The sequence below is a fragment of the Niastella caeni genome (genome assembly GCF_004834005.1).
Taxonomy (GTDB): domain Bacteria; phylum Bacteroidota; class Bacteroidia; order Chitinophagales; family Chitinophagaceae; genus Niastella; species Niastella caeni.
On record NZ_STFF01000005.1, the window covers coordinates 13,763 to 38,887 of the forward strand.

Here is a 25,125-nt window from a genome sequence, read left to right on the forward strand (position 1 = left end):
TATGTCTACTCGTCGGGATTTTATAAGACAATCGTCCCTGCTTACCGCAAGTTTTTTTATTAGTAAGGAAGAATGGTTCAGTACACCCAAAAAAATTGGCCTGCAGCTTTATACCCTCCGCAATGAAATGGGTAAAGATGCAAAAGGTACTTTAGCTAAAGTTGCTGCGCAAGGATATAAAACCGTTGAAACATTTGGTTATGGCGGCGGCAAATGGTTTGGTATGAACGCAACCGAATTGCTGGCAACACTTAAAGAAAACGGATTATCTACGCCCAGCGGTCACACGTTCCCCGCCAGTATTTTTTTACAAAGCGGCTGGGAAGAAAAATGGAAACCTGCAGTAGATGATGCCAAAGCAATTGGCCAGGAATTTATTGTTATTCCCTGGCTGGAAGAACAATACCGCACCTCAGCCGATAACTATAAGAAAATTGCAGCCTCCCTTAACAAAGCGGGTGAAATAGCTAAGAAAGCAGGCGTAAAGCTCGCTTATCACAACCACGATTTTGAATTTGTTCCGGTAGACGGTAAAACCGGCATGGATATCTTTTTAAAAGAAACAGATCCCAAACTGGTATTTTTTGAATTGGATATTTACTGGGTTTCAAAAGCCGGTAAAGATCCGTTGGCCATGTTTGCCAAACACCCCGGCCGCTTTACCATGTGGCATGTAAAAGATATGGACAATACGCCGAAAAAATCCTTTACTGAAGTTGGAAGCGGGGTTATCAACTATAAAAAGATATTTAATTACGCCAAGCAAAGCGGCATGAAGTATTTTTTTGTAGAGCAGGACATGTGCCCGGGTGCGCCATTAGATAGTACCGCCAAAAGTATCGCATACCTGAAAAAGAATATCATAAAGTAAACTTGTTATCCTATTATAATACCTTATACCATTTCATATGATGCATCGCAGAAAATTCTTGCAACAGGCGGGCACATTGCTTGCCGGGGGAACTGTATTGTCTTCGTTCGACAATCAAACATTTGCCATTTTTAAAAACCGCATTGCACCCTCCGACCAACTACGAATTGGCGCCATTGGCATCAATGGCATGGGTTGGGCTAATGTAACGTCTGCTTTAAAAGTGCCGGGCGTTAATTTGGCGGCCATCTGCGATGTAGACAAGAATGTGTTGGATAAAAGAATGGGTGAGCTGGCAAAGATGAATCTTGATGCTTCGAAAGTGAAAGCATATAGCGATTACCGTAAGCTACTGGAGCAAAAAGATATTGACATCGTTATTGTAGGCACACCCGATCATTGGCATGCCTTACAAATGATACATGCCTGCGAAGCAGGTAAAGATGTATATATTGAAAAGCCTGTTGGTAATTCAATTGTGGAATGCCGCAGCATGATAGCTGCCCAACAACGCTACAACAAAGTAGTTCAGGCAGGCCAGTGGCAACGCAGCCAGCAACATTTTAAAGATGCTGTTGACTATGTACAAAGCGGAAAGCTGGGAATGATAAGAACGGTAAAAGTGTGGTGCTACCAGGGATGGATGCATCCCCAACCGGTGGTGCCCGACAGTAACCCGCCTGCCAGTGTAGATTATGCCGCCTGGCTGGGACCTGCTCCCAAGCGCCCTTTCAATGCCAGCCGGTTTCATTTTCATTTCAGGTGGTTTTGGGATTACGCCGGTGGCCTTATGACCGACTGGGGCGTGCACCTGCTTGATTATGCTTTGCTGGGCATGAAGGCCGATGTGCCCAAGTCAATTGCCGCCCTCGGCGGTAAGTTTGCTTATCCCGATCTAAGCCAGGAAACGCCCGATACATTGACAACCTTATACGAATTCGACAAATTCAACCTGGTATGGGACTCCGCCATGGGTATTGATAACGGTTCTTATGGCAGAAACCACGGCATCGCCTTCATTGGCAACAATGGTACGCTGGTGCTTTACCGCGGAGGTTGGGAAGTGCTGGAAGAACCGCAAAGCACCAATAAAGCAAGCAAGTCGTTTGTTAAACCATCAGATAATGGTTTAAATAATCACTGGGTGAATTTCATTGATGTGGTGAAGTCAAGAAAAATGGAAGACCTCAACTGTTCTATTCAGGCCGGAGCGCATGTGGCTACTGTTGCTCAAATGGGAAATATTTCTTTCAGAAGCGGACAAAGGCTGGTGTGGGATAAATCGAATGGAAAATTTACCGATGAAAAGATCAATAGCCAGTACCTGATGAAGGAGTATGAGAATGGATATAAACTGCCAAAGGTTTAAATAAAATTAACCGTGCCACGGTTTGGAACCGTGACACGGTTATTATCATTATAATTTTTTGATCTTGATATTACGGTACCAAACGGAATTGCCGTGGTCCTGCAATGCAATTCTTCCCTTTTTATAAGTTCCAAAGCCAGACCATTGTTTGAATTTGCTGGCGGCGATCATTTTTTTCCAGGCATCGTCCCACATCGTAGTGCTGAGGACTTTGGTGCCGTTTAAATGAAATTCCAACGCCCCTTTATTTGAGATCACTTCAACCTGGTTCCATTCTCCGGCAGGCTTTACAGTTTCGGGTGAACTGGCAATAAGATCATACAGATCACCTGCGCGGTGCTTATTGATTTTAGCATCAGGATGCGCGGCATTATCCAACACCTGCATTTCGGGACCGGTATGATATGTTTCAGTGAATCCGGGTCCTTCCTGCACATAGAACATAATACCGCTATTGCCGCCCGGGTCAATTTTCCATTCCAGCTTCAGATCGAAACTCTCATATTCTTCATTGGTCACCAGGTCGCCCCCGCCTACTATTTTACCCTCGTTCTTAGTGGTTGTATCAAGGTGTATAGCGCCATCGGTCACCTGCCAGGCCGAGCCATCGGTTTTCTTATTGAAAACATGGAAATTGCCTTTAGATACGCCGTCAAACAGTAATTGCCAGCCAGTGTTTTTTTCTTCGTTAGTAAGGCTGTTTGTAGTTACTTCAACAGGAGCAGCGGCCATAGTATCTGTTTTTGTTGTATCGGTTCCCGGTTGATTGGTACCGGTACCGCCCTGGCAACCGGCGATTGCACCGGCCAATACCAAACAAGCAAAAGTTGTGCGCATATAGTTGATTTTAGTGAGGAGACGATTTTATAATCTTTTGATCTGGATATTTCTGAACGCTACGCCATTACCATGGTCCTGTAAGGCAATGCGGCCCTTTTGGAACATGCCAAAACCAGCCCAGTTCTTAAACTTGCTGTTCGCGATTAACGATTTCCAGTTATCATCCCACATAATAGTAGAAACTACTTTGGTTCCGTTCTGATATAATTCGAGCAGGCCCTTATTGATAATGATCTCAATCTGATTCCACTGGCCCCAGGGACGTACGTTCTCAGGTGTACTGGCAATAAGATCGTACAGATCGCCGGCGCGGTGTTTATTGATCTTTGAATCGCGATGGCCATTGTTGTCGATGATCTGCATTTCGGGACCCGTTAAGTACGAGGCGTTATATTTCGCATCTTCCTGGGTAAGAAAAATAATGCCGCTGTTGCCTGCCGAATCAATTTTCCATTCCAGTTTCAGATGGAAGTTTTCATATTCTTCATTGGTCACCAGATCGCCGCCGCCTGCGCCGCTTTGTTTGGCTGCGGGGTCGAGGTATAAAATACCATTTTGCACTTTCCAGGCAGCGCCATCTGATTTGTTATTATAAATATGCCAGTTGTCTTTAGACGTGCCATTGAATAAAACCTGCCAGCCGCCTTTGCTCTTTACAGATCCGTTTGATGAGCCAGTGGTTTTATTAGCAGAATGACAAGCTAACAATGTAACCGGGAATAAGGCGATAAGTAACTTTTTCATGTATTATTTCTAAATAAGTGGTACACGTAAGCGGCCTGCAATACATTAAAAAGAGACCCCCGCTTTGTGAGAGCAGGGGTTATGTAGTTTATTGATTTTTTAATGAGAGTATGTAGCGAACCATTTCTTTGGCACTGTCGACACTAACTGTCGGGTGTGGTGTCATTGGTACGCTGCCCCAGACACCAGAGCCGCCCTTGATTATTTTTTGAGCAAGGGTGTCAATATTTGCTTCGGTTGCTTCATATTTTTGAGCCACTTCAGTATAAGCAGGTCCGATATTTTTTTCACTGATCTTATGACAGGTAGTGCAATCGAGCGCACCGATCATTTCCAGGCCTTTTTCATTGGCGTTGCTGGCGGGAGCGGTGGGAGTTGCATTTTCGGCTGGTTTTTCTTCACCGGCTTTTTTACCGTCTGAGGAGTTGCAGGCAACCATTGCTGTACAAAATGCAGCAAAAACAACATATTTCTTCATCGAAACAAATTTTAGTTCAGAATGTGCAAGTTACAAGTTTAGCAAATTACATTATTTTAATCCTAATACCGACCGGTTAAATTTTTCATCGCTTCCGGTACCGGCAAAATCGTCAAACGCTTTCTCTGTAACGCGAATAATGTGGTCTTTTATGAACACGGCTCCTTCTGCAGCGCCGTCTTCAGGATGCTTGATACAACATTCCCATTCCAGCACGGCCCAGCCTTTATAATCATAAGCCGATAGTTTACTAAAGATAGATTTAAAATCTACCTGGCCATCGCCCAGCGAGCGAAAACGGCCGGCCCTGTCTATCCAGTTCTGGTAGCCACCATAAACGCCTTGCTTTCCGGTTGGGTTGAACTCCGCATCTTTTACATGGAACATGCGAATGCGCTCATGATAGTTGTCGATATACTCCAGATAATCGAGGCATTGCAATACAAAGTGCGAAGGGTCGTACAACAGGCAGGCCCTTGAATGGTTATTGGTATGTTTTAAGAAGAGCTCGTATGAAATACCATCGTGAATATCTTCATTGGGATGTACTTCGTAACAAACATCCACTCCGCACTCATCGAAGTAATTTAGGATGGGTAGCCAGCGGTTGGCCAGCTCTTTGAAGCCGGTCTCAACAAGCCCCGCGGGCCGTTGTGGCCAGGGATATACTGTGGGCCATAACAAGGCACCGCTGAAAGTTGCGTGGGCATCTAATCCCAGGTTTTGCGAAGCCTTGGCGCCATAGCGCAATTGTTGAACGGCCCATTCGGTACGGGCTTTGGGATTATTGCGGAATTTTTCCGGTGCAAAGCCATCGACCAATGTATCGTAGGCAGGATGTACTGCCACCAGTTGCCCTTGCAAATGAGTTGAGAGTTCTGTGATCTCTAACCCGGCTTCTTTTACGACGCCTTTTATTTCGTCAGCATAGGTTTTGCTTTCGGCTGCTTTTTGCAGATCGATACAGCGGCTGTCCCAGGAAGGTATTTGTACACCCACAAAGCCCAGGCTTTTCGCCCACTGGCAAATTGATTTCAGTGTATTGAATGGCGGTTGATCGCCCATGAACTGAGCCAGGAATAATCCGGGTCCTTTTATCGTCTTCATTAAATGCGCTTTGATTGTTAAAATTTCAAGAACCAAATTCCAAGATCCAAAGAATAAATTCCAAAACCCAAATTCCCAATTACCAAAGTACTATTATGCGTAGTTTGTGATTTGAGTTTTGTTTTGAGCTTGCGATTTGTAATTTGAGATTTACGGCCTTGCCGTTTATACTTCAAACAACGTCCATTTTTCTTTGCTGGCGCTGCTCTTAACAACGTTATCGATAAACGCCATACCACGAACGCCTTCGTCTACCCGCGGAAAGTCGAGCATTTCTTTTGAAGGTTGTACGCCATCAATATGAGCAGATAAGGTCAGCGCAAAGTTGCGATAGATATTGCCGAATGCTTCCAGGTAACCCTCGGGGTGTCCGCCCGGAGTGCGGCAGTTATGCGTTGCGAAAGAAGACAACACGCCGGTATAATTTCCACCGGCGCGTAAGATCTGCGTTGGTTGATCGAGCCATTTAACGATGAGGGTGTTTGGTTCGTGCTGCGCCCATTCAAGGCCGCCACGTTCGCCATATATCCGGATCTTCAATGCATTTTCTTCACCGGCGGCTACCTGCGAAGCCATTAAAACGCCGGCAGCGCCATTATCGAACTTTAATAATACGTTGCCATCATCATCCAGTATGCGGCCTTCTACCATTATATTCAGGTCGGCGCACATATGCGTAATTTGTAAACCGGTAATGTATTCAGTTAGGTGGGCAGCGTGGGTCCCAATATCGCCCATGCAACCGCTCTTTCCTGATTTTTTAGGATCGGTTCTCCAGGCAGCCTGGGCATTGCCTTCGCGTTCCGACAATTTACTTAACCATCCTTGCGGATACTCTACATATACTTTTCTTATTTTTCCAAAAACACCGCCCTGGACCATAGCGCGAGCCTGCTTAACCATCGGGTAGCCGGAATAGGTATGTGTTAAGCACAACTGTAAACCGGTTTCATCTACTTTCTTTTTTAATTGTTTTGCTTCGTCTAGTGTGAAGGTCATGGGTTTTTCTATTACCACATGAAAGCCATGGTCAAGCGCCATCATAGCAGGAGCAAAGTGTGCAAAGTTGGGTGTTACAATTGTAACAAAGTCCATGCGTTGACCGGCTGGTAATTTGCTTTCTGCCTTGATCATATCTTCATATTTGGTATATATGCGGTCATCGGGCAGAAATAACATTTTTCCGGATTCGATAGCCATCTCAGGGGAAATACTTAGTGACCCACATGCGAGCTCAATGAGGCCATCCATATTAGCAGCAATGCGGTGAACAGCGCCGATAAAGGCATCTTTGCCTCCACCCACCATTCCCATTTTTAATTTTCTGTTCATGAAAAAGAAATTAGAAAATGTGAAAAAGGATTTGTTTTAAAATAAAAAATTACATTTACATGCTTATTTGAATCTAACGAAATTACAATAGCATTCGATAAAGTTAGGTGGTTCGGTAAAAACTTTAAAAATTATCAATTACCCCCATCTATAAACCTAAATGTTTCTTGCCATGCAACAACCAACTATCAACCGGAAGCAACTATTTATTGCTAGCTGTACTGCGCTTATTGTTACTGCAATGACCTTTGCTTTCCGCGCCTCTCTTGAAGGTGTTTGGGGTACTGAATTTCATCTCGATAAAGAACAAATTGGCTGGGTTTTCAGTCCGGCATTCTGGGGTTTTACATTGGCCATGATCTTTGGTGGGCCGTTGTGCGATGTAATAGGTATGAAACGTTTGATCGGGCTTGCTTTTATCGGGCATGTGTCGGGCGTAATTATTTACCTGATTGCAAAGGACGCCACCATGTTATTTATAGGTACCCTGTGTATAGGGATCGGTAATGGCATGGTAGAAGCAGCTTGTAACCCGCTTGTGGTTTCTTTGTTCCCTGATAATAAGACGACGATGTTAAATCGCTTTCACGTATGGTTTCCGGGTGGTATTGTAATTGGCGGTTTAATAGCGTATGTGCTGTTAGAAAAAATGCAGATCGGCTGGCATGTGCTGGTAGCCCTGTTATTGATCCCGGCTGTAATTTATGGCGTGTTATTCCTGAAGCTTAAATTTCCCCAAACAGAACGTGTTGCAAAAGGTATCAGTGGCAAACAAATGTTTGCTGCCTGTTTAAGCCCCTTGTTTATAGTAATGGTTGTTTGTATGTTTTTGACCGCTGCCACCGAGTTGGGTACTAACCAGTGGCTGGGTGCTTTATTGCAGGGTGCAGGTGTTTCAGGTATCCTGGTACTGGTATTTATTAATGGTGTTATGGCCCTGGGCCGTTCTTTTGCCGGACCGGTTGTGCACCGTTTAAATCCCAATGGTATGCTGATATTTTCCGCTTTATTTGCCGGTATTGGTTTAATACTGTTAAGCAATGCCAGCGGCGGCGCTGCATTTGGTGCGGCCCTTGTATTTGCTATTGGTATCTGCTTCTTCTGGCCAACCATGCTTGGCTTTGTATCTGAATATTTACCCAATACGGGCGCTTTAGGACTATCATTAATGGGTGGCGCGGGTATGTTTTCGGTGTCTTTAATTCTGCCTGTTATGGGTAAATGGTACGATAACTATAAAGCTGCTGCCATTGCAGCCGGGGAAGAAGTAGCAAAAGCAGAATCCATCGCCGGCTCCAATACCTTTATGAAGGTTGCTATTATGCCTGCCATCCTGGTAGTAATTTTTGTTATAATCTATTTTGCGCGCCGTAAGCACTACGTGCAGCACAAACAGGAACAGGCAATAGCATAGGCTGTTTTGGGAATTCAAAATACGACGCCTGGTTAGCTGTTAACAACCGTTAGCGCATTATAGTACTATCTTAACCTTTTGGAATATTTTAACGTTAACGGTTTTACATTTAATCGTTTTTGCGTGAACAATTTGTAAATTTCAATCTTAACTTTTATAAACATGGCCAATCAATCGCGAAGAGTTGCCATTAAGAACCTGGTAGCGGGTACGGCCGCGCTGGGTACTGCCAACATGCTTTCGTCTTTTACCACTTCTGAAGAAATTAAATCAACAACCTTGAAAGGAAATATCAACCACGCAGTTTGTCGTTGGTGCTACAGTTCTGTTGAGTTGGAAGAATTTTGTGCTGCCACTAAAAAAATGGGCATTAAAGCTATTGACCTTGTTGGCCCCAAAGAGTGGCCCACCTTGCAAAAACATGGCCTGTTCTCTTCTATGTGCAATGGTGCCGAATTAAACCTGGTAGATGGCTGGAACGACAAAAAATTCCACGCGCAGTTAATAAAGAATTATACCGAGATGATTCCCCTGGTTGCTAAAGCAGGTTATAAAAACCTCATTTGCTTTAGTGGCAACCGGCGCGGTATAGACGATGAAACAGGCTGGAAAAACTGCGCCGAAGGCTTAAAGCAGATCATGAGCGTAGCTGAAAAAAATAATGTGATCCTCGTAATGGAATTGCTGAACAGCAAGGTGAACCACAAAGATTACCAGTGCGATAAAACCGCCTGGGGCGTTGAGCTGTGTAAACGCATAGGTTCAGAAAATTTCAAACTGCTATACGACATCTATCATATGCAGATAGATGAGGGTGATGTTATTCGCACCATAAAAGACAATCACCAGTACATAGCCCATTATCACACCGGTGGCGTTCCCGGAAGAAATGAAATTGATGAAACGCAGGAGTTGTATTACCCTGCTATCATGAAGGCAATTCTTGATACCGGCTTTAAAGGGTACGTTGCGCAGGAATTTATACCAGCTCGCAAAACCAACGAAGAAAAGTTGGCATCGCTTGAAAAAGCAATAAAAATTTGTGACGTATAGAACTGGTTTTTGCTTTTCTCTCGTCTTTCTAAAACTAAAAAACAATGAATCATGGCAGACAATGTATATGATGCTATTGTAGTGGGGTCGGGTATTAGCGGCGGATGGGCTGCAAAGGAGTTGACCGAAAAAGGACTGAAGGTACTGTTGCTTGAACGTGGTGAAAATATTGAGCATATAAAAGGTTACACAAACGCCAATAAGGCGCCCTGGGAATTTCCGCATCGAGGCGGTAAAACCCAGGAGATGATAAAAGAATATCCCGTGTTGAACCGGGATTATCCGTTGAATGAAATGAACCTGAACTATTGGACCAACGAAAAAGATTGTCCATATACCGAAACAAAAAGGTTCGATTGGTTTCGCGGATACCATGTAGGCGGCCGCTCATTGATGTGGGGCCGGCAAAGCTACCGGTTCAGCGATCTCGATTTTGAGGCAAATGTTAAAGATGGGCATGGTGTAGACTGGCCTATTCGTTATAAAGAAATTGCGCCCTGGTACGACTATGTTGAAAAATTCGCAGGTATCAGTGGTAGTAAAGAAGGATTGGCGCATTTACCAGATGGACAGTTTCAACCTCCTATGGAGTTGAACTGCGTTGAAAAAGATGCGGCTGCCCGGTTGAAAGAATATTATAAAGGACAACGTCATTTATTCATTGGCCGCGTTGCCAACATCACACAGCCGTTACCAGGCAGAACCAATTGCCAGTACCGCAACAAATGCTGGCTGGGTTGTCCGTTTGGCGGCTACTTCAGCACCCAGTCTTCTACCTTGCCTGCTGCTGTGGCTACCGGTAATTTAACACTGCGCCCGTTTTCAATTGTAACAAAAGTATTGTACGATAAAGACAAGAAAAGAGCCACAGGGGTTGAAGTGATGGATGCGCAGGAAAATAAAACATACGAGTTTAAATCGAAAGTGGTGTTCCTGTGCGCTTCAGCATTTAACAGTACCTGGGTTTTGTTCAATTCTGCAACTGACATCTGGCCTGGTGGCTTGGGCAGCAGCAGCGGCGAATTGGGACATAATGTAATGGATCATCATTTCAGGATTGGTGCAGATGGTTTGGCTGAAGGCTATGACGACAAATACTATTTCGGCCGCAGGCCAACCGGCTTCTATATACCACGTTTCCGCAATGTGGGCAGCGATAAAAGGGATTATGTGAGGGGTTTCGGTTACCAGGGTGGCGCCAGCCGTCAGGGTTGGAACCGCCAGATCGCTGAATTAAGCATCGGGGCCGAATTGAAGAATGCATTATCTGAACCTGGTCCCTGGTCGATGGGTATGACCGCCTTTGGTGAAATATTACCTTACCACGAGAACCGGATCTCGCTCGATACATCGAAAAAAGATAAATGGGGTTTACCCGTGCTGGCTATTGATTGTGAATTGAAGGAAAATGAAAAGAAAATGCGCATCGATATGAAGAACGATGCCATGGAAATGCTGACGGCAGCCGGTTTGAAGGATGTAAAACCATCAGAAAGCGATTATTTCATGGGCATGGGTATTCATGAAATGGGAACAGCCCGCATGGGTAAAGATCCTAAAACCTCCGTGCTCAATGCACATAACCAGGTTTGGGATGCACCCAATGTATATGTAACAGACGGCGCCTGCATGACATCTGCAGCGTGCGTTAACCCTTCACTTACTTACATGGCCTTAACGGCCCGTGCCGCCGACCATGCGGTGAGTGAATTGAAAAAGCAAAACCTGTAAGATTAATGTGCTGATGTACTAATAGTAAAGGCAGGCTTGTTAAATGTTCACGAAACATTTAAAATTTTTTTTAATTTACACGCTGCCTAATCCTAATTGATTGCGTCTTTATTCTGTCAATTAGCATATTAGCACATTATCAAATTAGCAAATTAATATTATGGGCGATTCTCTAAACGTACACCTAAACACTAAAGCAACTGTACAAAATACCTATGATGCCATTGTAGTAGGGTCGGGTATAAGTGGTGGCTGGGCCGCCAAAGAATTATGCGAAAAGGGCCTGAAAACACTGGTGCTGGAACGGGGTAGAAATGTAGAACACATAAAAGACTACGCCGGAACAGAAAAGGATATCTGGCAATTGATACACCATAATAAGGTAACTGAAGAAGACAGGAAGAACAGCCCTATTCAAAGCAAGTGTTATGCTTTTGATGAAGTATCAAAAAAGTTCTTTGTCAATGATCTGGAAAATCCATACAACGAGGTAAAGAAGTTCTGGTGGATACGCGGGTATCATGTTGGCGGCCGTTCGCTGATGTGGGGCCGTCAGTCATATCGCTGGAGTGAACTGGACTTTGAAGCCAATGCGAAAGATGGCCATGGAGTTGATTGGCCCATCCGGTATAAAGACCTGGCGCCCTGGTACAGCTATGTTGAGAAATTTGCTGGTATAAATGGAAACCGCGATGGTTTGCCGCAGTTGCCCGATGGCGAATTTTTACCTGCCATGGAAATGAATTGCCTTGAGAAACATGTGGCGGCCAGCCTTAAACAAAATTATACCGACCGGGTAATGATCATGGGTCGTTCGGCCAACCACACAAAACAAGTGGGTGACCGCGGGCCTTGCCAGTACCGCAATAAATGCCACCAGGGCTGTCCGTTCGGTGGTTATTTCAGCAGTAACTCGGCAACCCTGCCTGCCGCCAGAGCAACCGGTAATCTTACTTTACGGCCCAATTCCATTGTGCTGGATGTGTTGTATGATAAAGATAAAAAGCGCGCAACCGGTGTACGGATTCTTGATGCTGAAACCATGAAGACCGAAGAGTACTATGCTAAAATAGTCTTCCTGAACGCATCAACCCTGGGAACTGCGCATATCTTATTACACTCCGTGTCGGATGCATTTCCGAATGGATTTGGTAATACCAGCGAGCAGGTAGGGCATAACCTGATGGACCATCACTATGGTGTAGGGGCACATGGAGATTATGAAGGGTTTGCTGATACTTATTATTATGGAAGAAGGCCGAATGGTATCTATATTCCCCGGTTCAGGAATATCAATGAAAAAACAAAACGCAGCGATTATGTACGCGGTTTTGGTTACCAGGGCGGCGCCAGCAGGGGTAGAGTAAATAACGGAGATGGTATTGGCGTTGAACTGAAAGCCAGTCTTACAGAACCTGGTAACTGGACCATGGGCATTGGCGCCTGGGGCGAGCACCTGCCTTATTATGAAAACAAGGCCACTTTAAATAAAGACAAGAAAGATAAATGGGGGCTGCCTACGCTTGATATTGATTGTGAGTTCAAGGAAAATGAAAAGATCATGCGGAAGGATATGATGGATAGCGCCAAGGAAATGTTAGAGAAAGCAGGGTTGAAAAATGTGAGCACGTACGATAGCGATCCGCCGCCCGGATTCTGTATTCATGAAATGGGCACCGCCCGCATGGGTAGAGATCCTAAAACATCGGTGTTGAACGGCAATAACCAGATGCACGATGTAAAAAATGTGTTCATTACCGATGGCGCCTGTATGGCATCATCAGCCTGCCAGAACCCGTCATTAACGTATATGGCGCTTACGGCCCGCGCTGCTGATTTTGCGGTAAATGAGTTGAAGAAAGGAAACCTGTAGAATTTGATAATGTGGTAATTTGAAAATTTGAAAATGGGGGCATTCTTAATTTTCAGATTTTCAAATCAAATGGCGAATTGCAATTCTGAACGAGCAAGTGAAAACGGCAGATAGAATTTTCAAATTTTCAAATTGAATAATTTTCAAATTAGTTATTATGAACAGAAGAGACGCATTATCCCGTGTTGCATTGTTGTTGGGCGGATCGGTGATCGGGGCTGAATTCTTTCTGAGCGGTTGCGGCACTGGCGATAAAAAAATCGGTCAGTCTGTTGACTTCACCGCTGACGACATTGCTTACCTGGATGAAGTGGCCGAAACCATTATTCCTGCTACCGATACGCCTGGCGCCAAAGCTGCCAAGGTAGGTACGTTCATGACGGTTATGGTTAAGGACTGCTATGACGAAAAGAACCAGAAAGTATTCCTGGAAGGAATGAATAAACTGAACGAGGCCAGCAAGAAAAAATTCGGTGGCAGCGGGTTTATGAAAATAACCCCTGAGCAACGCAAAGAACTGTTGACCGAAATAGATAAAGAGCAAAAGGAATACGGGAAGAACAAAAAGAAGGAAGACGACGTGCATTATTTTACCCAGATGAAACAGTTGACCCTGTTGGGTTACTTTACATCTGAACCCGGCGCTACACAAGCTTTGCGCTATGTGCCCGTTCCCGGTAAGTTTGAAGCCTGCATTCCTTATAAAAAAGGTGACAAAGCCTGGGCTTTATAAAAATATTCAATCCCTACCCGTAGGGACAAGTGTTGAATAATGAATACTGAATGTTGAAGTGTTTGCTGCTTCAGCATTCAGTATTTGATTTTAATCGGTTCCACCATTTAAAAAATCAAAAATGCACAATAGAAGAAGTTTTCTCAAAGCAACCGGAACATTGGCTTCAGGATTACTTATTGGAAGATCAGCATTTTCAATGGATGATTTTTCAACCGATGCCTCGATAAAAAAGTTTGGTTTGCAGTTATATTCCCTGCGCGAAGACCTGCCTAAAGATCCCAAAGGCGTTTTGAAACAGGTAGCGTCGTTCGGTTATAAACAGGTTGAAAGTTATGAAGGCAAGCAAGGCATGTTCTGGGGGATGACCAACAAGGAGTTTAAAAATTATATGCAGGAGTTGGGCATGACCATCGTTTCAAGCCATTGCAATATCAATAATGATTTTGAGACCAAGGCAGCACTGGCCGGTGAAATTGGAATGAAATATTTGATCTGTCCGCACCTTGGTATGCAAAAGACCATTGACGATTTTAAAAAGGCGGCAGAAAAATTTAATGCCTGTGGTGAGATCTGTAAGAAAAATGGATTGCGCTTTGCATATCACAACCACGGTTACAGCTTTGAAACCCTGGAAGGTCAATTGCCGCAGGATGTATTGATGCAAAATACCAATGCTGAACTGGTAGATTTTGAAATGGATATTTACTGGGTAGTTACCGCCGGCGCAGATCCAATTGCCTGGTTGAATAAATATCCCGGCCGTTTTAAACTGTGTCATGTTAAAGATCGTAGAAAAGGTGCTGAGCCAAAAGATCATGATGCCTCTATTGACCTGGGCACCGGTAGTATAGACTTCAAAAGTATTTTGAAAACCGGTTCTTCGAAAGGGTTAGAATACTTTATCGTTGAACAGGAGCGTTATGATAACAGTACGCCATTGAAAAGCGCCGCTATCGACGCTGCATATATGAAGAAACTGAAGTTATAATTTTATAAAAAGTGTTTATATCAAAGCCTGGGAGAATTTCGATTCTTTCAGGCTTTTTTTTAGCTTCTAAGCCAAAAGCTTTAAGCAAATACAAATGTTTGGCATTCGGCTAATAGCTTACAGCTTGTAGTTTTAAGCTGTATCTTTAGAGAAACAACTACATATTATGAGAATACTAATGAGTTTCCTCCTGGCTTTTTTCCTCATTCAGCATACCTGGGCACAATCGGCCGATGAGCAGGCCATACGAAAAATACTAAGCGATCAAACCATAGCCTGGAACAACGGGAACATAGAAGAATTTATGAAAGGTTACTGGAACAATGACTCCCTGATGTTTATTGGGAAGAGCGGCGTAACATATGGTTACCAGAACACACTAATGAATTATAAAAAGAATTACGGCAATGCAGACGCTATGGGAACCCTGTCGTTCGACCTGGTCAAAGTACAGCGCCTTTCGCCCGAATATTATTTCATTGTAGGTAAATGGCATTTGAAAAGGAAGATCGGCGATGTGGGCGGCCACTACAACCTCATCTTTAGAAAGATTAATGATACATGGGTGATTGTAGCCGATCATAGTAGTTAAAAAAAAGTTTCATTCCCCAAAACAATAAACCATACTATCATGGCACTAATTATTATCGGGGTTATCGTATTTCTTATTGGCCGCCTGGTGATAACCCGCAGTATTGAATCAAATATCAGGCGCTTTGCATCTCCCCTCCGTATAATCGGGGTGATCTTAATCTTGATTGGTATACTGGCTTCCTGCATTATTCAGATAGAAGCCGGCGAAATAGGAGTAAAGAAATTGTTTGGTAAAGTACAGAACGATGTGTTGACCAGCGGCCTGCATTTCATTAACCCTCTGCTGGTTGTTGAGAAGATGGATGTAAAAACCCAGAACTACACCATGAGCGGCGTGCATGATGAAGGACAGAAAGCAAGTGATGACGCCATTCGAGCACTTACTGCCGATGGCCTGGAAGTAGTAATTGACCTCACGGTGTTGTACAGGGTACTGCCAACCGATGCGCCCCGCATCGTTCGGGAAATCGGGTTAAATTATACCGATAAAATCGTTCGCCCGCTTACCCGTACAAAGATCCGCGATAATACCGTGTACTACGAAGCTGTATCCCTGTACTCGTCAAAACGGGATGAATTTCAGGCCCGCATATTTAAAAGTATTGAAACCGATTTTAAAAATCGCGGCCTGGTGCTGGAACAATTACTCGTACGCAATATTACCCTGCCACAAATGGTAAAAACGGCCATTGAACAAAAGATCACTGCCGAACAGGATGCGCAGAAAATGCAGTTTGTGCTGCAAAAAGAAAAGCAGGAGGCTGAACGCAAGCGTGTGGAAGCGCAAGGTATAAGCGACTACCAACGTATCATCAACGAAAGCCTTACCGACAGGCAATTACAATACGAACAAATCAAGGCCATGAAAGACCTGGCGGCCTCAGGTAATGCAAAAATGATAATCATGGGCAGGGGGAATACGCCGGTTATTCTTGATGCGAAGCAATAGGCAGTGAATGGCCAATGGTGAATAAGCCCGCCGAAATTTCAGCATTCCGAAAATTCCGGAACCCAGTGACAATTCACCACTGATAACTCACGACTGCCGTTTCTTGATTCACGGGCTGAGGAGTTATTCCCCCCTTATGGGGTTAGGGGTAGGTAATAAATTCACTATCAAATCGTTTAAAGGTGTCAACCAACCCGTAGATTTGTGAGTGTGAATAGATTATATCCTAATTGAATATCAATGAGAAAGATTATCATGCTGTTATGTTGCCTGCCCCTGGCAACAGTCGCACAGAATTTTCATTTTTCCGCCCGTTTAGGTATCGCCAATTATCAGGGCGATTTACAGGCAAAGCGAATAACCTTTAAACAAGCCAAATTCTTAGGGTCACTTGGCGCCCAATACGATCTGTCTGAACATTTTACTGCCCGTACCTATTTCACGCTTTCCTCGCTACAGGCCGACGACAAGAAAGGTACTGCCGCCATGAAAATGCGTAACCTGAACTTTCAAACCAAACTGTTTGAATGGGAGTTGGGCGTTCAATACAATATATTAAGCTTAAACAATTCCTGGTTCACACCTTACGTGTTTGCCGGAGTTGGATTATATCATTTTAAACCTTTTACCCGTACCGAAGATGGCACCAAAACCTTTTTGAAGCCTTTGAGCACCGAAGGTCAGGGCATTGTGGCGGGTAAAAAGGAGTATTCACTCACCCAATTCAATATACCTCTGGGTATTGGCGCTACGTATGCCATAAGCGAAGATATCAGGGTTGGACTGGAGCTCGGTTACCGGAAATTATTTACCGATTACCTTGATGATGTTAGCTCAGATTATGTAGATCAGGCGGTGTTGTTGAACGCGAAAGGCCAAACTGCTGTTGACCTGGCTTACCGGGGCGATGAAGTGGGCGCCGGCGCATATCCGGCCACTAAAACAGCCCGCGGAGGCGCCAATGAAAAAGACGGTTATTATTACATGGCCTTAACGGTAACGGTACGCTCATTTATTGATCAGTACAAACGCATTGCAGGTTTACCTTCCTATCACCGTGATAAAAAAGTGGGTTGCCCGGCAACGAGGTTTTAATCGCCCCCAATACGTCTCTACTCATCACCAAAATACTTAATCGTGCTCCCTGAAAATGGGGGCACGATTGCTTTTAGGGATAGCTTTGCCAATCACTGCCGTTTTTCTTGCTCCAACGTGGAAGCTTTGACGAAAGCGTTTAAAGTTACAGCGGACGAAGAATTGTCTATTGCCTTCCCTTGTCTATTGCAAATTGTCAATTGCCCATTGATTTTCACCCGTGTGGGAACTTCTTTTTCCAGATGCGGTAATTGATATAAATAAGCGCGGCCAGGCTGCTGGCCATCCAGATGTAAAAAATAATATTACCAATGCTTATTGATGGGTTAGGAACCAGCAAATCATTGTAAGTGCCAATGCCAAGCGTAGTTGTCAGCCATAAAAATCCTAAAAAAACCGACCATACGATCCGTTTCAAAAAATCCTTAACATCATCTTCCATCATGCTCATACAAGAAGAAATTATAATTGGCTGTAAAATCCTGGTTTAATATCGAAAAAAAAACAACAATGCCTCGAAAGAAAATTTTCAGATCAATTATTTTATTTTCGAGTTGTTTAATTTTTCATTGTGTCGAAATAAAAATTGCGATGTATGCAAACTTTTAAAACGCATCGAAAAAAAGTTGCGGTATACGAAAACTCTTTGGTCACATCGAAAAAAAAGATACGGCATAGGAAAACTTTTTAGTTGAATCGAAATCAAAGCTGCGATGTATGCAAACTTTTAAAACGCATCGAAAAAAAAGTTGCGGTATACGAAAACTCTTTGGTCACATTGAAAAAAAAGATACGGCATAGGAAAACTTTTTAGTTGAATCGAAATCAAAGCTGCGATGTATGCAAACTTTTTATCTGGCTAAAAAAAAGAATTGTGCTATCAAATAATTTTTAAAACGCATCGGAGAAAAAGTTTCCCTGTCATTCAAAAGAAAAACGCCCTCATTAGTTCGGTTTTACTATATCAGAAACCAATTAAACCCCTATAAAATTACATTTTGTTGGGGCAAAATGGCTCAAAGGGCGCACCCTTTCCTTTTAATTGATCAGCAAATTCTTGAATTCGGTAGAGTCGCCGTTAAAGGCATTGAAATCGACTTTGCAGAAGATACCGTTCACGTGCCCCTGCTCGCTGTATTGCCAAAAATGCCAGGAGCGGTAAATCCGGGGCTTTTCTTTTTGCAGGTAGTGAGCCACCCATAAAGGATAATCGTCAAATTCATCTTTAAGCACCTGTTGGTAAAAATCAACATTGGCGTATATAATGGGCCGTACCCCGTAGTAATTCTCTACCGTTACCAGCCATTCACGAACGCGTTCGCGCACCTTTTGATAGGGCACCCCAAAGGTTCGCTCCACATCCAGCACGGGCGGCATGTCGCCGGGTTGCAGTTCTACTGTTTTTATAAAATGTTCGGCCTGGGTCTTGCCGCTTTTGGTAGCAATAAAAAAATGATAAGCGCCACGGGCCATCCCCGCTTCTTTAGCCCTTTTCCAGTTCCGTTTAAAAAAGCGGTCCTGGCTTTCAATCCCTTCGGTAGCCTTAATAAAGGTAAAACCCAGTTTCACTCCTTCCACGTTCATAGATTGAACGCTTTCCCAATCAATGGTTTCCTGGTAACGGCTTACGTCTATGCCATGAATGGTATAACGGGTGGGAATTTCAATACCAAAAGCCTCGTACCTGATGAAATGAGCGCGCCGTTCGGCCCACCATTCATAGACACGTAACAACAACATAAATACGGTGGCTACCATGATCAGGCCTACAACGATCTTCCAAACAATGGCTACCTTTTTTTTATTTGCCATAAGGGTACACAAATATATTAGAGCGCTTAAACAAAGCGAGATATAATCTGTTGAAGTGGAAAATTTTAACTCTTTTAAACGTTAGGGACCCTAAAACATTGCCCTTAAGCCCGCGAACCCTAATTTTACACTTCTATGCCTTCAATTAACTGGCACGATAGTTTCAATTTATTATCGAGGTTAACGCCCCGCCGGGTATGGAATGCGGGTAAGGTATTAAGCAGTTATTATATAAGTAAAATAACCGGCAAGCCAGTACAGTGGGGGTATCCGATATCCATTTCATTTGAGCCTACCACTTCTTGCAACCTGCGTTGTCCGGAATGTCCCAGCGGTTTACGGGCGTTTACCCGTCCTACGGGCATGTTACAAAAGGATTTTTTTAGTGAAACCATTGACCAGTTATCCAAAGACTTGTTATACCTGGTTTTTTATTTCCAGGGCGAACCGTATCTCAATCCAGGTTTCCTTGATATGGTAAAATACGCATCGGGAAAAGGTATTTACACGGCCACTTCTACGAATGCGCATTATTTGACTGAAGAAAATGCCCGGAAAACGGTTGAAAGCGGGTTAGACCGGCTGATCATTTCCATTGACGGTACTACCCAGGATGTATATCAGCAATACCGCGTGGGCGGAAAATTGCATAAGGTACTGGAAGGCGCCAGGAACATTGTAAAGTGGAAAAAAGAATTGAAGAGCAAAACGCCGTTTGTGTTTTTCCAGTTCCTGGTGGTAAAGCCTAATGAACACCAGATTGAAGAAGTAAAACGCCTGGCAAAGGAAATTGGGGTAGATGAAGTACGGTTTAAAACAGCCCAGGTGTACGATTATGAGAACGATCCCAATAACCTGATCCCAAGTATTGATAAGTTTAGCCGGTATCGCAAGAACCAGCAAGGTCAAATGGAATTTAAAAACTCGCTGCAAAATCATTGCTGGCGCTTATGGCATGCAACGGTTATCAGTTGGGATGGGTTGGTAGTGCCTTGTTGCTTTGATAAAGATGCGCAACATACGCTGGGCGATTTGAAAGGGAAAAGTTTTAAGGATGTATGGCATAACGATAAGTATAAACGATTTCGCGAACAAGTGCTGTTGGGTCGAAAAAATATTGATATTTGCGCCAATTGCAGTGAAGGTACAAGAGTGTGGGGCGATTGAGCTATAGGAAATACCTTACCGTTGACAGGAAAAATATATAAAGTGATTGGAATGGACGTTATGGTTCACTCCCGACAAAGTTTTCATCATAACTTACACGGCGTAGAAATTTTTGTCATGGTATGAGGCATCTGAATAAATTCAAAAAATGTACAGATGAAAATGAGGAATAAGGATTGAAAAATGTCAAAGGATTTAGAAAAACTGTAATTTCGAAAAACAAAATAGGTTTAGCAGAACAATCGAAAAGGTCAGACCGTAGACCAGACCAAATAACCCCTTACAACCCAAATAAGAACCCAGCATGTGAACTTAGTATGCTGAGCTAAAGATCTCGGAACCTGCCTACCGGCAGGCAGGCTAAGTAACCTAATCCTCCCCAACCTGACCGCAGAACAAGCTAAACCCAGAACTAACATGACCTTGTAAGCATCTGTTTGTAGCCGGTTGCAACATCAGTATGAAACCGTTCACGACCTGTTGAATGGATCTCAGATGACAAAGCAGCGTATACATAAAGATCAAAGGAGTGCATTTGTTAATCATCTTAACCCATTAACCGATGCTTCGGTAAGCAGAACCGGCCGTCACCCATGAACATGGGTTATTACCATTATTGACGGAGTTTTCTAAATACATGAAGCGCAGCATTAGTTCAGCATTTTTATGCTACAAGGGTCGGCACGGCCCTGGTTATCATTTTTGATTAAATAACTAATAATACCATCTGTGCAGAGCCATGAGTATAGAAAAAGATATACAACAGTCGAAATTCCGGAATGAGTATCATAAAACGGTGGTCAATCTTATTTTTACATATAATTGGATATCAGAAAAGACCAAACAGTTTTTTGAAAAGGGAGATATAACCTCCCAGCAATATAATATCCTCCGCATTTTGCGGGGTGCCGGAAAACCCTTGTCCACCTTGCAGATTCGTCAACGGATGTTGGATAAAATGAGCGATACCAGCCGAATTGTTGACAGGCTGGTGAAGAAAGATCTGGTGCAAAAAGTAATTTGCAAAACCGACCGGCGGCTGGTTGATGTAACCATTACCGATACCGGTATGGAGCTGCTGGAAAGGCTGGATAGCTACAACGAGCAAATGGATGCAATGCTCGGCAGCCTATCAGAAGAAGAAGCAAAAATGTTAAATAATTTACTGGATAAAATAAGAAATTCAGAATAGCGTACATATAACATCCGTTAATCTTTAATCCGAATATGAAAAGAACTACAATCCTGTTGGTAGGAGCCTGTTTTTTAGTGTTTAATGTAGTAGCGCAACCTAAATACGAGTTTAGGGCAGCGTGGATTGCTACTGTTGACAACATTGACTGGCCAACGAGAGGTAATTATAATACTGAAAGCCAGAAAGCAGAGTATATACATCTGCTTGATATGCATAAGCGTAATGGCTTGAACGCCGTCATTGTACAGGTGCGACCCTGTGCTGATGCGTTTTACCCCTCGCAATATGAGCCCTGGAGCCAATGGCTTACCGGTAAACAAGGCAAGGCGCCCGTGCCATACTACGATCCCATGCAGTTTATGGTGGAAGAAGCGCATAAGCGCGGTATGGAATTCCATGCCTGGTGTAACCCCTATCGTGCTGAGTTCCAGATAGGAAAATCGTCCATTGCGGCTAACCATATTACCAAAATGCATCCCGAGTGGTTTTTAAGCTATGGCGGAACCCGCTACTTCGACCCCGGTAATAAGGAAGCGCAACATTATGTGGTGAACGTTATTCGCGATATCGTAAGCCGTTATGATATTGATGCTGTTCACTTTGACGATTATTTCTACCCATACCCCATTTCGGGAAAAGAGTTTCCTGATAAGGACTCCTACCAAAAATATGGTAATGGTTTAAGTCTGGCCGACTGGCGCCGCAGTAATACCGATTCCATTATTTTGAAATTGAGCAATGCGATAAAAGAAGAGAACCGGCTTTGCCGTTTTGGGATCTCCCCCTTTGCCATTTGGAAGAACCGCAGCCAGGACCCGGAGGGAAGCGAAACCCAGTCGATGACCAATTATAATGAGCTGTATGCCGACATTTTGCTTTGGCTGAAAAGCGGGTGGATCGATTACGTAGCTCCCCAGATCTATTTTGAGTTTGGCCATCCGCGAGCTGCGTATGAAGTGCTGCTCGACTGGTGGGCAAAGCACAGCTATGGCAGACATTGTTATGTTGGACTGGGCATTTTTAAAGCTGGTACCAACGCGGCCTGGCGCGATAAGACCCAAATTCCCCGTCAGATTCAAGCCATGCGTAAATACCCCGAAATTCAGGGCGCTATTTATTTCAGTACCGCGTCATTTTTGAAAAATCCTTTAGGCTGGAACGATAGCCTGCGGTTCAATTATTATAAAGAACCGGCGCTGGTTCCCCCCATGTCGTGGCTTGATTCGGTTCGGCCCGGCACCCCCGATGTAGTTTCCATAAAACCGGTTGATACCACACTGCGGATAGAAGTTGTAAGAACGACCGCTGATAAAAGAAAGATAAAGGCCTACCGGTTATATGCCTGTTATAACGAAGAATACAGTAACAACAATTTCTACAATGCCCAATTAATAGGTTGCCGGTTCGATCAGTGTGATACCTGCGTTTTTTATGCCCCGTTACGATCTGATAAGAAATTCGTTCGGTTTTACGTAACAACGCTCGATGATGAGAATAATGAAAGCAAGCCCTATCCCAACTGGCCAATTAAGCTGGAAGCAGTAAAGGTTGACAGGCTGGGCTGGACGCTCAACAAGGAAACGAATACCGCGGCAATCCCCCCAACCCCCTAGAAGGGAGTTTGGGTTACCGGTTGCCAGTTACCAGATACCGGGTTAAAGATATGAGAGAGGCTTCTTTAATGGGAGCCTCTTTTTTTGTTGTGAGGCCAAACCGACCCCCACTCTCAACCTATTTTTCTACCTTTGCCCACCAGTTACGCCCCCATTCAGCGTTAATTGTGCGAATATTAGTGAATGATGCTATGTCGGGGGCCAACCACAAGCCACAAACCACAAACAATAAACCATAAACAGAATTCAATATGCCTGGCTTTGAACTTTTTGGCGCCGAAGAACGCAAACACGTAAATGATGTGCTGGAAACCGGTATCCTGATGCGATTTGGTTTCGATGGACCCCGCAAAGGGATCTGGAAAGCAAAAGAACTGGAAGCAGCTATCAGCAAGAAATTTGACTGTCAATATACACACCTCGTTTCAAGCGGCACCACTGCCCTCACTACCGTGTTGAGTGCGTTGGGGATCGGCTATGGCGATGAGGTAATTATGCCCACATTTACTTTTGTGGCCAGTTTTGAATCAATCATCAGCGTAGGTGCTATTCCTGTTCTGGTTGACGTAGATGATACACTGACCCTGAACCCGGAAGCGGTTCGCAAAGCTATTACGCCTAAAACAAAATGCGTAATGCCCGTGCATATGTGCGGCGCTATGGCCGATATGGATGCCCTGCAGAAAATTTGTAAAGAACATAAGCTGCTGTTGCTCGAAGATGCCTGCCAAAGTTTTGGCGCCACTTATAAAGGAAAATACCTGGGCACCATTGGCGATGCCGGCTGCTATTCATTCGACTTCGTAAAAATAGTTACCTGCGGTGAAGGCGGTGCTATCGTAACAAATCGTGAAGATGTTTATATCAACAGCGATGGGTTCAGCGATCATGGTCACGATCATAAAGGAGTTGATCGCGGCGCCGATCTGCATCCGTTCCTGGGTTATAATTTCCGTATTTCTGAACTGCATGCCGCTGTGGGACTGGCGCAATTCAACCGACTGGAAGAATTTGTGGCTAAACAACGCGCCAGCCACGCGCAATTAAAAGCTATTTTGGCGCAGGTACCGGAGATCAGCTTCCGCCGTATTATAGATGAGGCTGGTGATAGCTGCACCTTCTTAAGCTGGTTCTTACCAACCCGGGAATTAACCGAGGCTGTAGTTGCAGAATTGAAAGCGCAGAATAGCTGGGGCGGTAATTTCTATTGGTTCGATCACAACTGGCATTACATCCGCAAATGGGAGCACCTGAAAAAAGGCGTTACTTTAAATGCGCTGCATCCCGAATACAAAGCAGCCATCCTGCAACAAGCCAATAAAGATTTTTCAGCCAGCGACGCGGTGATGAGCCGGGGAATCTCAACCCAGATCACGTTATTAACCACCGAACAACAACTGAAAGAGAAAGGCGAAAAAATAGTAAGTGCGGTTAAAAAAGTATTGGCTGCGCAAAAGATCTCTGCCTAACGATAATTTTAATATCGGGCCGGCGTTTAGAAGATGATCCCTGCCTGGGGATCATCTTCTATTTGCATGAAAAACCAGCGTATTGTAAAATGAAAAGAACCGCTTTCTCTATAAGAACAGGTTTGTTCCTTTGTTTGGGTACATTACTCATTGCTACGGCCTGTAATAATAATTCATCTCAAAAAAACACAAAGCCATTATTAAGCGATTCTGCCCGGGCTGCCAATAAAAGGATCGATAGCCTCAGAAGAGCGTCTTACCGCAATAACGACCTTTCTATCATCTTCCTCGATGCCACTTCACAGATCATGCAAGCGCAAATGGTGTTGGAGAAAGCCGATTATGCCGGCAATAAACCGCAGATGGTAGATAGCCTGATCATCAATAGCGACAGTGGCGATTCTTTATACTATGCGCTGCGGAGAATGTATATGGCAGCAACTGCGTTTGCAGAAACGGAAGAACAAAGAGCCAGGTTCAATGCTATGACCATGCCCGACAGCACCAAGCTCTGGTTGCAGAAACACTTTAAAGGATCAACACCATCAGGCGCCCTCAGTGCCTTAACAAAGTTCCAAAACGACTGCACCGTAATTAATAAGATAATTCGGAAGTAAGCGGTTGCCGGTTACCAGTTGCCAGTTACCGGTTTCAAGACCCTGAGCATGAGCAGTCGAAAGGCCTGACACAGGCAT

The 25,125-nt window shown here is 44.1% G+C and carries 23 protein-coding genes; 16 read left to right on the forward strand and 7 right to left on the reverse strand.

What is annotated here, in order from left to right; all coding sequences use genetic code 11:
- Window position 1: 1 nt before the first annotated feature.
- Both FAM09_RS17800 and FAM09_RS17805 read left to right on the forward strand, forming a co-directional pair.
- Complete coding sequence (locus FAM09_RS17800; RefSeq protein WP_136578496.1) at window positions 2-871, forward strand: sugar phosphate isomerase/epimerase family protein; 870 nt, start codon at window positions 2-4, stop codon at window positions 869-871.
- Window positions 872-908: 37 nt separating this feature from the next.
- A complete protein-coding gene (locus tag FAM09_RS17805; RefSeq protein WP_136578497.1) occupies window positions 909-2,240 on the forward strand; it encodes a Gfo/Idh/MocA family protein in 1,332 nt (443 codons plus the stop codon).
- 48 nt (window positions 2,241-2,288) lie between these two features.
- On the opposite strand, the gene FAM09_RS17810 is transcribed toward FAM09_RS17805, so the two are convergent.
- The 5 genes from FAM09_RS17810 to FAM09_RS17830 form a co-directional block, all read right to left on the reverse strand.
- Window positions 2,289-3,077, reverse strand: coding sequence for a 3-keto-disaccharide hydrolase (locus FAM09_RS17810; RefSeq protein ID WP_136578498.1), 789 nt, complete (start codon window positions 3,075-3,077; stop codon window positions 2,289-2,291).
- Window positions 3,078-3,104: 27 nt separating this feature from the next.
- Entirely contained in the window at window positions 3,105-3,824 is a 720-nt protein-coding gene (locus FAM09_RS17815; RefSeq protein ID WP_136578499.1) for a 3-keto-disaccharide hydrolase, read from the reverse strand.
- An 88-nt stretch (window positions 3,825-3,912) separates the two neighbouring features.
- On the reverse strand, window positions 3,913-4,302 hold the full coding sequence (locus FAM09_RS17820) for a c-type cytochrome (protein WP_136578500.1): 390 nt from the start codon (window positions 4,300-4,302) through the stop codon (window positions 3,913-3,915).
- Between the two features lie 51 nt (window positions 4,303-4,353).
- The gene (locus FAM09_RS17825) at window positions 4,354-5,409 is read right to left on the reverse strand and encodes a sugar phosphate isomerase/epimerase family protein (protein ID WP_136578501.1); all 1,056 of its coding nucleotides are present in this window, start codon (window positions 5,407-5,409) and stop codon (window positions 4,354-4,356) included.
- Between the two features lie 165 nt (window positions 5,410-5,574).
- Window positions 5,575-6,741 carry a Gfo/Idh/MocA family protein gene (locus tag FAM09_RS17830; protein WP_136578502.1) on the reverse strand — a complete coding sequence of 389 codons (1,167 nt, stop codon included), beginning with the start codon at window positions 6,739-6,741 and terminating at the stop codon, window positions 5,575-5,577.
- A gap of 172 nt (window positions 6,742-6,913) precedes the next feature.
- Here FAM09_RS17830 and FAM09_RS17835 point away from each other — a divergent pair, with 172 nt between their 5' ends.
- The 9 genes from FAM09_RS17835 (at window position 6,914) to FAM09_RS17875 (ending at window position 17,174) form a co-directional block, all read left to right on the forward strand.
- Window positions 6,914-8,155 (forward strand): MFS transporter, encoded by a 1,242-nt coding sequence (locus tag FAM09_RS17835; protein ID WP_136578503.1) that lies wholly within the window; start codon window positions 6,914-6,916, stop codon window positions 8,153-8,155.
- A 162-nt stretch (window positions 8,156-8,317) separates the two neighbouring features.
- Window positions 8,318-9,208 carry a hydroxypyruvate isomerase family protein gene (locus FAM09_RS17840; protein ID WP_136578504.1) on the forward strand — a complete coding sequence of 297 codons (891 nt, stop codon included), beginning with the start codon at window positions 8,318-8,320 and terminating at the stop codon, window positions 9,206-9,208.
- Between the two features lie 51 nt (window positions 9,209-9,259).
- A complete protein-coding gene (locus FAM09_RS17845; RefSeq protein WP_136578505.1) occupies window positions 9,260-10,939 on the forward strand; it encodes a GMC oxidoreductase in 1,680 nt (559 codons plus the stop codon).
- Between the two features lie 160 nt (window positions 10,940-11,099).
- Window positions 11,100-12,812 (forward strand): GMC oxidoreductase, encoded by a 1,713-nt coding sequence (locus tag FAM09_RS17850; protein WP_136578506.1) that lies wholly within the window; start codon window positions 11,100-11,102, stop codon window positions 12,810-12,812.
- Between the two features lie 157 nt (window positions 12,813-12,969).
- Window positions 12,970-13,545, forward strand: a complete 576-nt coding sequence (locus FAM09_RS17855; protein WP_136578507.1) for a gluconate 2-dehydrogenase subunit 3 family protein — start codon at window positions 12,970-12,972, stop codon at window positions 13,543-13,545.
- 121 nt (window positions 13,546-13,666) lie between these two features.
- Entirely contained in the window at window positions 13,667-14,536 is an 870-nt protein-coding gene (locus FAM09_RS17860; protein ID WP_136578508.1) for a sugar phosphate isomerase/epimerase family protein, read from the forward strand.
- A gap of 166 nt (window positions 14,537-14,702) precedes the next feature.
- A complete protein-coding gene (locus FAM09_RS17865) occupies window positions 14,703-15,128 on the forward strand; it encodes a YybH family protein (protein ID WP_136578509.1) in 426 nt (141 codons plus the stop codon).
- A 39-nt stretch (window positions 15,129-15,167) separates the two neighbouring features.
- Complete coding sequence (locus FAM09_RS17870) at window positions 15,168-16,079, forward strand: prohibitin family protein (protein ID WP_136578510.1); 912 nt, start codon at window positions 15,168-15,170, stop codon at window positions 16,077-16,079.
- A 240-nt stretch (window positions 16,080-16,319) separates the two neighbouring features.
- Window positions 16,320-17,174: a DUF6089 family protein gene (locus tag FAM09_RS17875; protein ID WP_136578511.1), complete on the forward strand. Its 855-nt coding sequence runs from the start codon at window positions 16,320-16,322 to the stop codon at window positions 17,172-17,174.
- Between the two features lie 214 nt (window positions 17,175-17,388).
- On the opposite strand, the gene FAM09_RS17880 is transcribed toward FAM09_RS17875, so the two are convergent.
- Together FAM09_RS17880 and FAM09_RS17885 are read right to left on the reverse strand one after the other, a co-directional pair.
- The gene (locus FAM09_RS17880; protein WP_136578512.1) at window positions 17,389-17,625 is read right to left on the reverse strand and encodes a hypothetical protein; all 237 of its coding nucleotides are present in this window, start codon (window positions 17,623-17,625) and stop codon (window positions 17,389-17,391) included.
- Between the two features lie 587 nt (window positions 17,626-18,212).
- Window positions 18,213-18,986: a glycoside hydrolase family 25 protein gene (locus FAM09_RS17885; protein ID WP_136578513.1), complete on the reverse strand. Its 774-nt coding sequence runs from the start codon at window positions 18,984-18,986 to the stop codon at window positions 18,213-18,215.
- A 135-nt stretch (window positions 18,987-19,121) separates the two neighbouring features.
- Between FAM09_RS17885 and FAM09_RS17890 the strand changes: the two genes are divergently transcribed.
- The 5 genes from FAM09_RS17890 to FAM09_RS17910 all read left to right on the forward strand — a co-directional run bounded on the left by FAM09_RS17890 (window position 19,122) and on the right by FAM09_RS17910 (window position 25,047).
- Window positions 19,122-20,153: a radical SAM/SPASM domain-containing protein gene (locus FAM09_RS17890; RefSeq protein ID WP_136578514.1), complete on the forward strand. Its 1,032-nt coding sequence runs from the start codon at window positions 19,122-19,124 to the stop codon at window positions 20,151-20,153.
- Between the two features lie 739 nt (window positions 20,154-20,892).
- Window positions 20,893-21,345 (forward strand): MarR family winged helix-turn-helix transcriptional regulator, encoded by a 453-nt coding sequence (locus tag FAM09_RS17895; RefSeq protein WP_136578515.1) that lies wholly within the window; start codon window positions 20,893-20,895, stop codon window positions 21,343-21,345.
- Window positions 21,346-21,380: 35 nt separating this feature from the next.
- A complete protein-coding gene (locus FAM09_RS17900) occupies window positions 21,381-22,961 on the forward strand; it encodes a glycoside hydrolase family 10 protein (RefSeq protein ID WP_136578516.1) in 1,581 nt (526 codons plus the stop codon).
- Between the two features lie 251 nt (window positions 22,962-23,212).
- Window positions 23,213-24,430, forward strand: coding sequence for a DegT/DnrJ/EryC1/StrS family aminotransferase (locus FAM09_RS17905; RefSeq protein ID WP_136578517.1), 1,218 nt, complete (start codon window positions 23,213-23,215; stop codon window positions 24,428-24,430).
- Window positions 24,431-24,519: 89 nt separating this feature from the next.
- Complete coding sequence (locus tag FAM09_RS17910) at window positions 24,520-25,047, forward strand: hypothetical protein (RefSeq protein WP_136578518.1); 528 nt, start codon at window positions 24,520-24,522, stop codon at window positions 25,045-25,047.
- Window positions 25,048-25,125: the final 78 nt, after the last annotated feature.

Bases quoted from the DNA above. Each gene is read 5' to 3' on its own strand.
- FAM09_RS17810 (WP_136578498.1), bottom strand. From the start codon at position 3,077: ATGCGCACAACTTTTGCTTGTTTGGTATTGGCCGGTGCAATCGCCGGT.
- FAM09_RS17830 (WP_136578502.1), bottom strand. From the start codon at position 6,741: ATGAACAGAAAATTAAAAATGGGAATGGTGGGTGGAGGCAAAGATGCC.
- FAM09_RS17820 (WP_136578500.1), bottom strand. From the start codon at position 4,302: ATGAAGAAATATGTTGTTTTTGCTGCATTTTGTACAGCAATGGTTGCC.
- FAM09_RS17825 (WP_136578501.1), bottom strand. From the start codon at position 5,409: ATGAAGACGATAAAAGGACCCGGATTATTCCTGGCTCAGTTCATGGGC.
- FAM09_RS17885 (WP_136578513.1), bottom strand. From the start codon at position 18,986: ATGGCAAATAAAAAAAAGGTAGCCATTGTTTGGAAGATCGTTGTAGGC.
- FAM09_RS17805 (WP_136578497.1), top strand. From the start codon at position 909: ATGATGCATCGCAGAAAATTCTTGCAACAGGCGGGCACATTGCTTGCC.
- FAM09_RS17875 (WP_136578511.1), top strand. From the start codon at position 16,320: ATGAGAAAGATTATCATGCTGTTATGTTGCCTGCCCCTGGCAACAGTC.
- FAM09_RS17860 (WP_136578508.1), top strand. From the start codon at position 13,667: ATGCACAATAGAAGAAGTTTTCTCAAAGCAACCGGAACATTGGCTTCA.
- FAM09_RS17865 (WP_136578509.1), top strand. From the start codon at position 14,703: ATGAGAATACTAATGAGTTTCCTCCTGGCTTTTTTCCTCATTCAGCAT.
- FAM09_RS17905 (WP_136578517.1), top strand. From the start codon at position 23,213: ATGCCTGGCTTTGAACTTTTTGGCGCCGAAGAACGCAAACACGTAAAT.
- FAM09_RS17870 (WP_136578510.1), top strand. From the start codon at position 15,168: ATGGCACTAATTATTATCGGGGTTATCGTATTTCTTATTGGCCGCCTG.
- FAM09_RS17835 (WP_136578503.1), top strand. From the start codon at position 6,914: ATGCAACAACCAACTATCAACCGGAAGCAACTATTTATTGCTAGCTGT.
- FAM09_RS17815 (WP_136578499.1), bottom strand. From the start codon at position 3,824: ATGAAAAAGTTACTTATCGCCTTATTCCCGGTTACATTGTTAGCTTGT.
- FAM09_RS17900 (WP_136578516.1), top strand. From the start codon at position 21,381: ATGAAAAGAACTACAATCCTGTTGGTAGGAGCCTGTTTTTTAGTGTTT.
- FAM09_RS17845 (WP_136578505.1), top strand. From the start codon at position 9,260: ATGGCAGACAATGTATATGATGCTATTGTAGTGGGGTCGGGTATTAGC.
- FAM09_RS17855 (WP_136578507.1), top strand. From the start codon at position 12,970: ATGAACAGAAGAGACGCATTATCCCGTGTTGCATTGTTGTTGGGCGGA.
- FAM09_RS17840 (WP_136578504.1), top strand. From the start codon at position 8,318: ATGGCCAATCAATCGCGAAGAGTTGCCATTAAGAACCTGGTAGCGGGT.
- FAM09_RS17800 (WP_136578496.1), top strand. From the start codon at position 2: ATGTCTACTCGTCGGGATTTTATAAGACAATCGTCCCTGCTTACCGCA.
- FAM09_RS17910 (WP_136578518.1), top strand. From the start codon at position 24,520: ATGAAAAGAACCGCTTTCTCTATAAGAACAGGTTTGTTCCTTTGTTTG.
- FAM09_RS17890 (WP_136578514.1), top strand. From the start codon at position 19,122: ATGCCTTCAATTAACTGGCACGATAGTTTCAATTTATTATCGAGGTTA.
- FAM09_RS17895 (WP_136578515.1), top strand. From the start codon at position 20,893: ATGAGTATAGAAAAAGATATACAACAGTCGAAATTCCGGAATGAGTAT.
- FAM09_RS17880 (WP_136578512.1), bottom strand. From the start codon at position 17,625: ATGAGCATGATGGAAGATGATGTTAAGGATTTTTTGAAACGGATCGTA.
- FAM09_RS17850 (WP_136578506.1), top strand. From the start codon at position 11,100: ATGGGCGATTCTCTAAACGTACACCTAAACACTAAAGCAACTGTACAA.